The organism is Paraburkholderia nemoris, assembly GCF_905221015.1.
Lineage (GTDB): Bacteria > Pseudomonadota > Gammaproteobacteria > Burkholderiales > Burkholderiaceae > Paraburkholderia > Paraburkholderia nemoris.
This window is the reverse complement of sequence record NZ_CAJNBO010000017.1, coordinates 100,696-114,392: the sequence shown is the minus strand read 5'-3', so window position 1 is coordinate 114,392 and position 13,697 is coordinate 100,696. Positions and strand designations below refer to the sequence as shown.

The window sequence follows — 13,697 nt, the reverse complement described above, 5'->3', positions numbered from 1 at the left end:
TACCTGAGTTGCCTCGCTTGCTTGCGGCACCCGGATTACCTGAATCAGTCGAACTCCTTGCCGAACCCACGAACGAATACGCGCGTTGCTTGCGCCACTCCGACTGCCTGAATCACCTGAACTCCTTGCTGAGCCCGCGAACGAATACGTACGTCGCCCACGCGATCCTGCTAAGCGACGCGCCACGCCTCCGCAATTCGCGCGGCCAAGCCCGAATCACGCTGCGTCGGCGTCGCGATGGCCTGCGCCAGCACGGCGCGCGCGCCGATCACTTCCACCCGCTCACGCGCACGGGTAATCGCCGTGTACACGAGTTCACGCGACAGCACGCGGCTGAACACCGACGGCAACATCAACACCGCATGCTGGAACTCCGAGCCTTGCGACTTATGAACCGTGAGCGCGAATGCCGTATCGTGCGGCGGCAGTGCAGCAGGCGATACGGCACGCAGACCGCCGTCACCGGTACGGAAGTACACGCGCAACGCACCGCCTGCACCCGGCAGCGCAATGCCGATGTCGCCGTTGAACAGTCCGAGCGCGTAATCGTTGCGCGTCACCATAACGGGGCGTCCGGCGAACCACTGCGCGCCTACGGCCAGCGTCACGCCCGCCGCGCGCCGCACCTGTGCGGCCATCGCGGCATTGACCTGATCGACCCCGCGCGGCCCCGAGCGGGTCGCGCACAGAATTCGAAAACGGTTCAGTGCGTCGAAAAGCGGCAATGGGTCCGGTGTATCGGCGGCCAGTGCTTCGGCGAGCGCATCCGCGTACGGAGCAAAACCTGCGGCGAGTCGCATGACGGTGCGATCGGCGAGCGTCGCATGCGTATCTTCGTACAGCGCCGCTGCGCAGGGTTCGGCCGGATCGATGCGCAGGACTTCGAGTGCTGCGCCGGCCGCACCGTTGCGAATCGCGAGCGACAAACGGCCGATCGGCGATTCGAGGCCGAATCGATAGTTACGTTCGAGCCAGACGACGCAGTCGGCGAGCGGGCTTTGGGCGGGCGAAGGCGGTGCTGAGACGAACAAGTCGTCAGGCGGTGCATCGAAATCGTCCGGCGCACCCGTTTGTGCGAAAAAATCGTCAGGCCCGTCGTCGGAGCCGCGCGACGCATCCGGCAATGCTTCCGACAACCGCGCCGCTTCAATGCCCAGCGCCTCAGCAATCCTCTGCAGTCCGTTCTGCGTAAAAGCAGGCCGCGCGCTGAGCTCAGCGAACACCGCACCAGCCTCGACGGCAGCAAGCTGGTCCTTGTCACCCAGCATCACGAGACGCGTCTGCGGCGCAATGGCATCGAGCAGATGCGCCGCCATCGCAACGTCGATCATCGAGGCCTCGTCGATCACGACGACGTCGTAAGGCAGCGGATTGTCGCGATGATGCCGGTAGCGCCCACCCGGCCCTGAACCAAGCAGCCGATGCAAGGTATACGACGTCTGCGGCAAGCGCGCGGCGAGTTCGGGCGGCAAATCGCCGGCACGGGCAAGCAAGGCTTCCTGCATGCGTTGCGCGGCTTTGCCAGTGGGCGCCGCCAATGCAATTCGCAGATCGGCCCGCGCATCCAACAAACAGGCAAGCACGCCAACCACCGTCGTCGTCTTGCCGGTACCTGGGCCGCCGCTGACGATGGTCAAGCGCCCGGACAGCGCCATGACTGCCGCGACACGTTGCCAGTCGACTTCATCGTCCTGCTGGGGGCCGAAGTAGCGCAGCACACGTTCGTGCAACGTTTGAGCGGTAGCGTCCGCGTCTACGCCTGCGCTGGCGCCTGCATTTACACCCCCATGCGCAACCAGCGAGCGCGCAAGACGCCGCTCATAGTCGTAGTAGCGCGCCAGATACAGCCGTCCTTGCCTATCGATCACCAGCGGCCGCAACGCCGCGGCGCTTTGCGAGCCGTCGCTAGCCATGCCGCTTGCGAACAGCGCCGCGCGCACTTCCGCGCTCGATGCATCGAAGCGTCGCGCCAGCACGGCAAGCGGCAGGCACACGTGCCCTTCGGCAGTCGCACGGCTCGCGGCAAAGGCGGCCCGCGCGGCCCACTTCGCCGCCTCACCCGACGCGCCGCCGCGCCGCGCCAACGTGCCGATGCGGCGCGCGAACCCTTCGGCAAGCGCAGTGCTGAAATCGGCCGGCGCGGGCAGATTCACGCCGATGTCGTCCAGCTCCGGCGGCGCGGAAGAGTTCCGCTCGAACGTGCTCATGCGACACCTCCGATCATCGCCGCATCGAGCAGCGCCACCAGCTCGAATGCAGGCCGCCGCACATGCACGCCCGCCGCTCCATCGGCATCACGCCACTGCGGACGAACCCCGCGCACGAACAGATAGAGATAGCCGCCAATGTGCGTGTCGTACGCATAATCGCGCACCCGTGTTTTCAGATAGCGATGCAGCGCCACCGTATAGAGCAGCGCCTGCAGGTGATACGCATGGCTCGCCATAGCCGCTTCGAGCGGCGCCGCGGCGTAGTCGGCGGCGGTGTCGCCCAGATGGTTCGACTTCCAGTCGACGATCCAGAAGCGTCCGTCATGCTCGACGATCATGTCGATGAATCCTTTGACGAAACCGCGCAACATGCCGGGTTCCAGTGCAACGTCGGGATAGCCGTGTTCGATCAGCAGCTCGCGCAACACCGGAAAATCGAGCGAAGGCGCGGCAAACAGAAATTCGAGTTCGTTCAAACGGTGCCGCGGATTCAAGCTGGCGAACGCCATGCCGGGCACGAGTTCGGTGCTCACCACGTCCGCGATCAGGTTATGCATCATGGCGGGCAAGCGTGCCGCGAGTTCGGGCACTGCCGGCGCCGGACGCTCGCGCAACGCGCCGCGGATGGCATCCGGCCATGTCTGCGGCTTGGTGAAATCCGCGAGCTCGAACATGCGGTGCAGACACTCGCCCGCCGCTGCGCCGCGTGGAAACGCGAGAATGTCGTCCTCAGCGTAGGACGGCGCTTGTGGCGCCGCTAACGGCGTTGGCGCGAGCGCGTCGGCGATCTCGTCGTGATCGGGGCGTACCTCTTCCAGCGGCGTATGCGCCTCCTCCGCTTTGCTGCCGGCGGCGATCAAGCCGCTGAAGCTGGCCATGCGCCACTGGTCACGCAACGGCCGCCGATTGGCGCGCGCCTGCATCCGCGCGCCGCTATCCTGGAGGCTTTCCAAGGGCACACGGCGCTCCACTTTCGGCAATGTCTGCAACGTGATCGGACCGCCCGCCAGTGCCTGCCACGATGATGACAAAGCGGCTTCGTCGGGTGGGTCGGTGAGCCAATCGTCGAAGCTGTGACCGTTGCCACCCACCAGCCAGTTCAGCACGCTGCGCCGCGACTCCTTGGTGGAGCGCGACGAAAGATAAGTCCCTGCGACGAGATAGCAACGGTACACCGCGCGCGTCAACGCAACATAGACGAGCCGTGCCCGTTCCGCCGCCTGTTCGCGCGCCGCGTAACGTGACGCGCGTTCGGCTTCCTCGTCGTCGCAACCGTAATGCAACACCGCGCCGCCGGTTTCGTCGTGATACTCGCGTGCATCGGGCAAGCCAGAGGATGGCGGCTCGCGCAGCGCACCGTCGTTCAGAAACGGACAGAACACGACCGCATATTCCAGCCCTTTCGATTTGTGGACCGTGACGATCTGCACAAGGTTGCGATCCGACTCGAGTCGCAACTGCGCGTCTTCGCCGCCACCTTGAGTGCGTTGCGCGGCGAGCCAGCGCAAGGTCGGCGCGATGCCGGGCTGCGTGGCGGCACGCGCCTGCACGAGTTCGGCCAGATGATTCACATTCGTCAGACGGCGCTCGCCGTCCGGTCCAGCCACGAGGCGCTGTGCGACGCGCAGTTCGCGCATCAGCGTGCGCCACATCAAGGCGAAGCCGCGCTCGTGCCATAGCGTGCGATAGCGTGAGAAACGTTCGACCCAACCCATCGCGTCCGCGGCATGCGCGGGATCGTCGGCCGGTGCCGGCGCGTCGGCGACCTGCTCGAGGCGCCACAGTGCGGCGGCGTCGAGGCCAAGCCAATCAGTAGCGAGCGCAGCGCGCAAACGTCGCAGATCGCCGGGAGTATCAACCGCGGCCAGCACGCGTTCAATCTGCTCGGCGTCGAGCGTCGCGAACACCGAGGCCTGCGCCAGTTCCACGCTGCCCACGCCCCAAGATGCCAGCACGCGCTTGATCAGACTGCCTTGCTTATGCGTTTGCACGAGCACGGCGATATTCCCCGGGGCAAGCGGCACGTCGCCGATCGTCACCGACCCTTCGCGCGCGCCCCGCAGAAGCCGCACAATCTCGGCGGCGCAGGCTTCGCTCGCCGCGCGCTGCGCTTCGCGCTTGGTCAACGTGGCGTCGCCTTGCGGCAGGGTCCAGATGCGGAAGTCACCCGCGCTTGCATCCGGTTCGGAGAACGGCGGACGACGCCGCTCGCCAGCCCGCACCGGCTGATAGTCGAGACCGTCGAGCACGAACGCATGGGGATTGGCTTCGAACAGCCGGTTGCAGGCCTCGACGATCGGCGCGGTCGAACGCTGATTGACCGCAAGCGTGTAGCACGCCGAAGCCGCCTCCCGCGCCGCCAGATAGGTATGCAGATCGGCCGCACGGAAACTGTAGATCGCCTGCTTCGGATCGCCGACCAGAAACAGCGGACCAGCCGGCGCGAAGATGCGGCTGAAGATCGCGAACTGCAACGGATCGGTATCCTGAAACTCGTCGATCAGCGCGGCCGGATAACGCGTGCGCAAAGCATCGGCCAGCCAGGGGTTGGCCGCGAGCGCGCGATACAGGTTGGACAGCAGATCGTCGAACGACACCACCCGGCGCGTGCGTTTGCGCGCTATCAGTTCGGCGGGCGCGTAGTCGAGCCAGGTTTCGACGAGCGAAAGCCAGCGCGCGCGTTGCGCGGCTTCGGCGGCAATCACGGCGGCAGAGAGCGCCTCGGCGTGCTCGAAGAACGGATGCTCAGGCGGTTCGAACTTGACCTTGGTCGCCTTCTTCAACGCCGAAGCCGTCAGCTTCAAGGCCGCTTTGGGCGGCGGCGCATGGCAATCGCCCTGAGCGAAGTAGTCGGTCCACGCGGCAATCGCAGCACTCACGAGTTCCGGCTTGTGCGAGGTCTTGCTCAGACGGTCCTGCGCTTGTCCAAGCAGACTGACGATCGCGTCGCGCTCCGCCTGCCACATCGCGCAGGCCGCATCGAAGCCCGCCTGCGGATCGGCATTGGCCCCACCTGAATCGACCTTGCCCCAGCGCAACTGCGCCAACGGCTTTTTCAAGCGCCGCGCGAGTTGCTCATCGAGCGACGCGGGACCGGCGCGTTTGGCCACCAGCCATGCGGCAAACGCAGGATGCGCGTAGGCCACCGGTTCCACCTGCTCGCGCCAGAAATCGGCCGCCATTTCGAAACGCAAGGCCGCGTCGTCGGCTTCCATTTCGAAGGCGAACGGCATGGCCGCGGCGAACGGCGCCTCCTGCAACGCACGCTGACAGAACGCGTGGATGGTGTGAATCGCGGCCTGGTCGAACGTGCGCAGTGCGCGGCGGACGACCTTTAATGCGGTCTCACGATCGATGCCGCGCTCCGGCGCCAGCGTCGTTTCAAAGAGACGCTGGATGAACGGATCGCCGCCGTCGTCGTCCGTATCGATAGCCCGGTCCAGTTCCGCGAGCCGCCCGCGAATCCGCTCGTGCAACTCCGCGGTCGCCGCCTTGGTAAAGGTCACGACAAGAATCTGATCGGCGTTCAGGTTCTTTTCGAGCAGCAGCCGCACGTACAACGCGCAGATGTTCCAGGTCTTGCCGGTCCCCGCCGACGCCTCGATCTGATTGACGCCGTCGAGCGAACAGGCGAAGACGTCGAGCTCTTCAGCAACCAGCGCGTGATGGTGAACGGCGCCGCTCATGACGCGCTCCGCAGATGCTGAACGAGCGGCTTGAACACGATCGAAGCAAGACTGCCGAACGGTTCGTCGAGCGAAAGCGGCGTGCCACGTAGCGCGATACGCAAGGCCGGGTCATCTGATTCGCCGCGAACCCGATCATTGATCCACACGCCCTGCGCCGCGGAATCGCTCTCGCTGACTTTCACCCAAGCGCTCTTCGGGAAAAAGCGCAGCGGCAGCATGCGCCCTGCTCTGAACAACGCCGCAAGCGGCGCCAGTTCGTCGAGCGGCGCGGCGACCGGCGTGAGCTCGAAGCTCTCGCCGCTGCCATGCCAAACCGTGCGGCGTGGGCCGTTCGGCTGGGCCGCGCAATAGACCAGATGTGCAAGCCACGCCGTTAGATAGTCGCGCGCAGTCGGTTTGGCGTAGCGGAAAATCACCTGTCCTGTTTCGGTCAGCAAATTCAAGGTGCCATGTAGTTGCAGCGGCGCTTCGGCCGCTTTGCGGAGCGCCGCGTCATGAGTGCCGAAGAGTGTATCGGCGATGTCGGCGCTGTGAGGCCAATGCGACGCGATATCGAGCACGAACGGCAAGCGTTCGACACCCGACGCGACTTCGCGGCGCACGCTGTCCGCGAGCTGTCGCAGCGCGCCGAGTTCACGCGAGCGCCATACCGCGCCGGTCGCGCCACCCGGCAGTTCAGGACTGGCTGCGGCGACACGGCGCACGCGCTCGAACATGCTGTCGTCATCTTCGGTATCGCTGTCCAGCAGTACCGGCAAGAGCCGCTCCGCCAATGCGTCCCGTCCGGCCCAATCGAGTTCGAACGGCTCGGTGTCGAGCAATTCACCCTGCGCATCCGACAACACGATCCCCAGACGGTCGCGCAACAACGCACGCGCCGGGTGACGCCAGAAGCGCACGAATTCGTCGAATGCGACGGAGGCCGTATCTTCAGGCGGCAACGGTTGATCGAAGAACGGCGCGGCGGCTGGATGCTGCGGCGAGGCCAGCAAACTGGCCAGTTCCGCGCGATCCACGTCGTAGGTGAAGAGGCCGCGCTGCGACGAGAAATAGTCCGACGCGAACGCCTGCAGCGGATGATCGATGATGAACGCATGCCGTGCAGCTTCGATTTCCGCCGGACTCGCCCCTTCCCCCGCCGACACCTGCGCGAGGTGATCGAGCAATTCATCGACCAGCGCGGCCGGCGGCAACGGTGCGTTGTCGCGAATGCTGCGGCCCGTATAGGCGATGAACAGCCGGTCACGCGCGGCCAGCAGCAGATCGAGGAACAGATTGCGTTCGTCGTCGCGGCGCTGCCGGTCGCCTGCTTTACCGAACGCGGCCATCAGGTCGAATTCATCGGCGCGGGCGAGACTCGGCAACACGCCGTCATCCATGCCGAGCAGGCAGACGATGCGATACGGCAAACCGCGCAAGCTGGTCAGCGACGAAAACGTCACGCTGCCCCAAGGCACGCCGCCGCGCGCCGGGTCGTCGAGCGCCTCGGTGAGCGCGCCGCGCACCACTGCGGCCGGCAGCACGACATCTTGCGCGCCCGCTTGCATCGCGTCGCCCATCTTGTCGATCGCGTCGCGCACCGCCGCCAGCGAATCGGCAAATGCCACGCCGCCGTCGAAACACTGCGCAAGCGTTTCGAGCAGCAGTTGCGTCCATTCGGCAGGCGTCTGTTCGACCGAGCAGCGCTGCGCGAAGGTTTCGATATCGTCAACGAAACGCGACAGGCGACCGAGAAGCTCGGCGTCCGATCCATCGGCGCCTTCAACGGGCAACCAGGCATCGACCGGCTCGCCGCCATCCGGCATCGCGTAGCCGAGGTACAGACGGGTCAGCGCATCGGCAAACGTATGACGCGCGACAGGCACATGCTCGCCCGTCGGCTCGCCGGGCACCAGCCCGCGACGCGCACCCGCTGCCGCGAGCCATTCCTGCGCGGCTTCGAGCGCACTGGCATCGATCCCGTAGCGCGCGGCGATCGCATCGACCCGCAACCATTCGATCAGATCCGGCGCACCCACGCTACGCTCAGGCAAGGCCAGCCAATCGAGCAGCAAACGCGCGACCGGATTGGCTTGCGAAGGCGGCAAGCCGGTAATCCGGTACGGAATGCGGCGAGTATCGCCAGGCGGCGCGGTGCCGAATACCGCATCGATCAATGGCCCGGCGGCGGCGAGATCGGACACCGCAACCAGCACGTCGGACGGTTGCAGATCGTCGAACTCGTCGAACCAGCCGAGCAGGCGGTCGTGCAGCACTTCGAGCTGCCGCGACAGGCTGTGACACACATGGACTTCAATGCCGTTTTCGATCGGCAATTCGTCCGTGTCCGCGTCTGTTCCCGCTTCAGCCCGCAAATCGAGGATGCCGTTCTGCACGGCGGCGAGCCAGCTCGGTTCCGGATTCTCGGTGAAGTCACCCGTCTCACCGGATGCGGCGCTCTCGGTCAGCTCATGCAGCATATGCAGTTGCGCCTGAGTCTGACGGCCCCATTCAGCCAGCAGCGGATGACCCACTTGCTGATAATCGAGCTTGCCGGCAGCATCGAGCGCTTCGACGCGGCCCGCGCTGACGACGTCGAACCAGAATTCGCGGCACGGGTTCATCACATACAGACGCACGTCGACCCAGCGCGACAGCGCGCGCAGCAAGGCGACGTGCAGCGGCGGCATGGTCGGCAGCGCGAACACGCTGACCGCTTCAGGCCACTGTGGGTTCGAGATGGCTTCGAGATCGAGCGTGCCGATTTCCTCGAGAAAGCGATAAGCGGGCGGTAACGCGGCTGCGGGCGTTTGCGCGTCGCCCGCCACTTCTGCGAGCACGGCACGCCACAGCGCGGCTTGCCAACGCTCGTCCTCACGCGCCGCTTCACTCGCGCCGACTAGACGCGGACCCTTGTCGTCCGCCGCACCGCTCGCGAAAATCGAACCGCCCTTCTGCCATTGCAGCAGCCATTCCGGCCGATACGTCAGATAGTGGTCGAGCACGGTGGCAACGCGGCGCGCCAGTTCGTAGCGCATCGACGCATCCGCCGCATCGAGATAAGTACGCAGACGCGGCGAGGCATTCCACGGCAATGCTTCATCCGCCTCCCCCAGCAACCGGTAGCAGCGCCAGACGAGCCGATCCGGCGCGAACGGCGAATGCTTGGGTACTTCGATCACGCCGCCGATTTGTGCCCACAACCACTGCGCGAGGTAACCAAAATTGACATTCGCGCAGATGCCCTGGCGCGCGGCGATGTCGAGCTCGAGCCGCCGCCGCACCGCCGCGCTCGGGACGATCACGGGCTGCGCGGTCCAGGGATCGGACGGCGCTTGCGCCAGGTCATCGAGCAGCGCGCCGACAAGGGTTTCGTAGCGGTTCGAGTAGAAGAGTTGGAGCATGGATCCTGGGAAAGCAGGCGACGCGAGCGGAACGCCCGGGCCGCGACAGACATTGAAGCGACAGCATAACAAACGCGCTCCCAGGGCAGAACCTGGCCGAATGGACGAGGTCAGATCAGGCTCAAAATCAGTTAGACTCGACGGCAGTTTGGGGCTGCCCCGGGTTGGCCCCTAGGCCGGCCCGGGTCGGCCTGTTCAACCGCGTTTTCTTAGTGAATGGAATCCAGGCAGTCGATGCGCTATTCGGTTGAAATAAAAAAATTCCTCTACAGCCAGTACTTCTATGGCGGCCTGCGCATCGCAGTCGGCGTGTCATTACCGGCCATATTGTGTTTGATCGTATTTCACGACCGCGAACTCGGCTTCACGATCGCGACCGGCGCACTCGGCGCCTGTGTGGTCGATATGCCGGGCCCGCTCAAGTACAAGCACAACGAGATGCTGGCGTGCACGGTGATCGGCTTCCTGTCCGCGCTCGCCACCGGCATCGCCACGGTCAACCCGGTGGCGCTGTGGTGCACGGTCGTGCCGCTCACGTTCGTGCTCTCGTTGATCGTCGTGTATGGCAACCGCTGGCCGCAGATCAGCTTCGCCACGCTGTTCATGATGATCATGACGCTGGAAGAGCATTTCACGCCGATGCAGGCGCTCGTCAATGCGTCGTGGATTCTGCTGGGTGGTCTCTGGTACACGTACTGGTCGACCTTCGTAAGCCGCTGGATGATGCATCGCATCGAACAGCAGGCGCTCGCCGAAAGCGTGTTCGCGTGCGCGGACTATCTGCTCGCGCGCGCCGCCTTCTACGATCTCAATAACGATCTCGACGAGTGCTATCGCAATCTGGTCGACAAGCAGATCACCGCCGTCGAACGTCAGGATGCCGCGCGCGATATCGTGCTGCGCAATCTGCCCAAGCTGAAAGCCGGCCGGCTCGAGCCGCGCCGGGCCATGCTGTTCAATCTGTTCATCAATACCGTCGATCTGCACGAACTGTTTGTCGGCACGCACGTGGACTACTCGCTGGTGCGAACCACGTTTGGCGGCTCCGACCTGCTGGTGTTCTACCGCGACCTGATTCGCAAATCCGCGGCCGATCTCGAAGAAATCGGACTTGCGGTGCTGCAAAACCAGCCGGCGCGTACGCGCATCAATGTAAAGGCTGAATTGCGCGCCATCGAGTTCGAGATCGAACTCATGCGCAAGCAGGACCTGGCTGCCAAAAACCCTGAGGCTTATTCAGCCGTCTCGTCCACTTTCCGGCGCATCTGGAGCGCCACGCGCCTGATCGACAGGATGCACCAAAGCCTGTCGAGCGATCCAAGCGCGACCGAGACCGAACTGCGGCTCGACAAGGCGCTCTCCCGCTTCGTATCGAGCCGCCGTGTGCCATTCGGGCAGATCTTCTCGAATCTGACGATGGCCTCACCGAGCTTCCGCCATGCGCTGCGCGTGACGATCGCGGTCGCCGTGGGTTTCTGGCTCGGCCGCCTGCTGCCGCTCACTAACGCTTACTGGATCGTGATGACCACCGTCATCATCCTGAAGCCCGGCTATTCGCTGACCAAGCAGCGCAACGGGCAGCGGATAGTCGGCACGCTGATCGGCTGTGCGGCGAGCATCGCGTTGATGATCTTCGTCAAGGAGCCGCACATCCTGCTGGTGGTGATGTTCGCCTCAATGGTGATGAGCTACAGCCTGCTGCTGTTCAATTACACGGCGAGCGTGGTGTTCACGTCCTCGTATGTGCTGCTCATGTTCCATCTGCTCGCGCCGGGCAGCATGCGCATCATCGGCGAACGCGCGATCGATACGGTGGTGGGCTGCGCGATCGCCATTGCGGCGAGCCATCTGTTCCCCTACTGGGAATACCGTTTGATGGGCAAGCTCGTCAACAACATGATCAATGCGACGCGGCAGTATCTGGAAGCGAGCTGGTGGTGGAGTGGCAAGCCGGCCGCCGCGGTGGTCGCCACGGTGACGGAGGCCGGCGCGTTTGCGCCCGCCGCGGCGATGGCGGATCCGGCGATAGAACTCGGCGCGCCGGCGCTCGCGGTGGCAAACGCCGGTGCGAATGCGGGCAGCAACGCTGCTCTCAAAGCCGGGGCAACTGCTGGTGCAGCAAGCACGGGGGCGACCACCAGTGCAAGCGCCGGCACCACCACGATCAGCAACCCGACCGCCAAGCCGGTCGGCGGCGCATCCCCTGCCGCCGCGGCCGCTGCAACAGCACTCGATCGCGATTACCGCTACCGGCTCGCGCGCAAGAACGTCCACGTCGCGTTTGCCAATCTGGGGCAGGCATTCCAGCGCATGATGCTCGAGCCGAAGTCCGCGCAGAAGTTCGTGCCGGAATTGAACGACCTGCTGGTGCGCAGTCACGTGCTCGCCTCGCAGATCACCGTGGCGGCGCCGTTGCTGCGCACCTCCGCGCAGCGGGCCGACAACGTCTCGCTACAGCCCTTGCAACGCGCCCTGAGCGCGGTCCGCGATAATCTGACCGAAGCCGAAGCCGGCAGCGCCCCGCCCGCCGATCAGGCCGAGCAGATCAAACAGTTGTCGCGTGAGTTGGATGCGATGGTGGTCGGGACGGAGAAATCGCCGGACCACCCGGCGGACGCCGTGCATGACATGAAATTGCTCGCCCATCAATGCAAGCAGATGCTGACGGCGTCGGCGCAGATTCGCAAGGATGCGAGCGTCATTCGCCTGCCGGACGAGTGAAACGCTCGGGTCGTCTCTCGGGTTGTCTTATTGCGCGGCGCCGCTTGCGGGCTTCGCTGCGGTAGCCGCAGCCGCTGCAGCAGCCGCGTCCGATGAAATCGTCGGCGCCGGCGCGTTCTCGCGATCGAATTCGCGCTTTTCCGTGATGGCGTTATAGAAGAGCGTGGCGATCACCAGCAGTACCGCGACCACGATGAAAACAGCAATGCCAAAGGTCGGGTTCTTCTTGCGCGGCGGTTTGTTCATGAGGCGGGCTCGGTTCGCGAGGCAGTCGCGGATAGTGTCTGGGAAGGCGGCATTCTACGCCCACTGAGCTTGCACACGGCTTGCAGTCAGCGCCCCTCCACCACCGCCGAAGGCCGCACCGGCAGCGCCGTCGAATACTTGATCTGTTCCATCGCGAAACTCGAACTCACGTCGTACAGCGGCACGGCGGCGATCAATAGTTTGTAGACGCGATCGTAGTCGTCGATATCCGACACCACCACGCGCAGCAGGTAATCGGTTTCGCCGCTCATCCGGTACACCTCCACCACCTCCGGGATCTCCCGCACCGCGCGCGTAAAGGTCTGCGCCCACGCCTCGGTGTGCTGGTTGGTGCGCACCGCGACGAATACGGTGGTACCCACGCCTAACTTGCGCGCATCGCACAGCGCCACCTGGGCGCGAATCACGCCCGTCTCTTTCAGCCGCTGCAGCCGCTTCCAGCACGGCGTTTGCGACAGATTCACGCGCTGCGCCAGTTCGGCGATCGGCATGGTTGCGTCTTCCTGCAGCAGCTCGAGCAGCTTCCGATCGATGATATCCATTCCCATCTTCAAACCCCCATAGGAAATTATTCTACTTTTAAGACTCCAGGGGGAATTATATGGAAACTCTTTCTCCGGGCAAACCGGTATAAATATGTCTATCCAAAAATAGCCGATAAGCAGCCATGCCGCTGCGCCGCGATCATGAGCCAAGACCTCCGTTCAACACCCGTCGCCCGTTCCTCAGCCCATCCCGCACAGTTTGCCGGAGCGAATGAAACGCCCTCGCGCGCGCACCACACCGCGCCGCTCGCGAACCTGTGCGACGCACTCGACGCCATGTTCGAAGCCTGCGTGAAATTTCCCGAACCGTCGGATTCGACCTTCTTCGCGCGCAGCATGCGCATCGCGCTGGCCGAAGCCGCGGCGAATCCCGATTTGCTCACGTCGGCGCAACGCGAAGGCTCCACTGAGAATTACCGGCGCCATCTGCTGGCCGCCGATCCGCACGGCCGCTATGCGATTGCGGCGCTGGTGTGGCAGCCGCGCCAGGCAAGCCCGGTGCACGCGCACCACACATGGTGCGGCTATGCCGTGATCGACGGCACGCTGAGCGAAACGGTTTTCGAATGGAATGGCGCGCAGCACTGTGCAAGCGCCACCCGCACCCAGGCGCGCAATACCGGAGCCGTGTCGTTTGTACGCGGCGGCAAGGGCGGCATTCATCGCCTCGGCAATTGCAGCGACGCGCCTGCCGTCTCGCTGCATATCTATGGTGTCGCGGGTGCGCAGATCGCCACGCACGTCAACGACATCGTGCGCGCCGCCGACGCACCGGCGCTCGTCTGAAACCGGTAGGTCCTGCCTAAAGACGCGAACCGCGAACGCGAACGGCGGACGCGGACCGCGCCAAGGTCCGCTAGCCTCGCCTCGCATCCAGCCCAA

At 64.7% G+C, this 13,697-nt stretch carries 7 protein-coding genes; 2 read left to right on the top strand and 5 right to left on the bottom strand.

The genetic code is table 11. From position 1 onward, the window contains the following. Positions 1–170 precede the first annotated feature (170 nt). Genes KHO33_RS25400 through recC form a run of 3 tightly spaced genes read right to left on the bottom strand, consistent with a single transcriptional unit; the run spans position 171 to position 9,282 of the window. Entirely contained in the window at positions 171–2,207 is a 2,037-nt protein-coding gene (locus KHO33_RS25400) for an AAA family ATPase (RefSeq protein ID WP_200565676.1), read from the bottom strand. Further along, complete coding sequence (gene recB, locus KHO33_RS25395) at positions 2,204–5,896, bottom strand: exodeoxyribonuclease V subunit beta (RefSeq protein WP_200565675.1); 3,693 nt, start codon at positions 5,894–5,896, stop codon at positions 2,204–2,206. The genes KHO33_RS25400 and recB overlap by 4 nt, the downstream gene beginning before the upstream one ends. Then, positions 5,893–9,282, bottom strand: coding sequence for an exodeoxyribonuclease V subunit gamma (recC, locus tag KHO33_RS25390; RefSeq protein ID WP_054034663.1), 3,390 nt, complete (start codon positions 9,280–9,282; stop codon positions 5,893–5,895). Before recC ends, recB begins: the two co-directional genes overlap by 4 nt. Before the next feature lie 234 nt (positions 9,283–9,516). On the opposite strand from recC, the gene KHO33_RS25385 reads away from it, so the two are divergent. After that, positions 9,517–12,003, top strand: a complete 2,487-nt coding sequence (locus tag KHO33_RS25385; RefSeq protein WP_200565673.1) for an FUSC family protein — start codon at positions 9,517–9,519, stop codon at positions 12,001–12,003. 27 nt (positions 12,004–12,030) lie between these two features. Here KHO33_RS25385 and KHO33_RS25380 read toward each other — a convergent pair whose 3' ends face one another. Beyond that, the gene (locus KHO33_RS25380; protein WP_054034664.1) at positions 12,031–12,249 is read right to left on the bottom strand and encodes a hypothetical protein; all 219 of its coding nucleotides are present in this window, start codon (positions 12,247–12,249) and stop codon (positions 12,031–12,033) included. An 86-nt stretch (positions 12,250–12,335) separates the two neighbouring features. Then, positions 12,336–12,818, bottom strand: a complete 483-nt coding sequence (locus KHO33_RS25375) for an Lrp/AsnC family transcriptional regulator (protein ID WP_054034665.1) — start codon at positions 12,816–12,818, stop codon at positions 12,336–12,338. Between the two features lie 138 nt (positions 12,819–12,956). Here KHO33_RS25375 and KHO33_RS25370 point away from each other — a divergent pair, with 138 nt between their 5' ends. Then, complete coding sequence (locus KHO33_RS25370) at positions 12,957–13,601, top strand: cysteine dioxygenase family protein (RefSeq protein WP_128576108.1); 645 nt, start codon at positions 12,957–12,959, stop codon at positions 13,599–13,601. Positions 13,602–13,697: the final 96 nt, after the last annotated feature.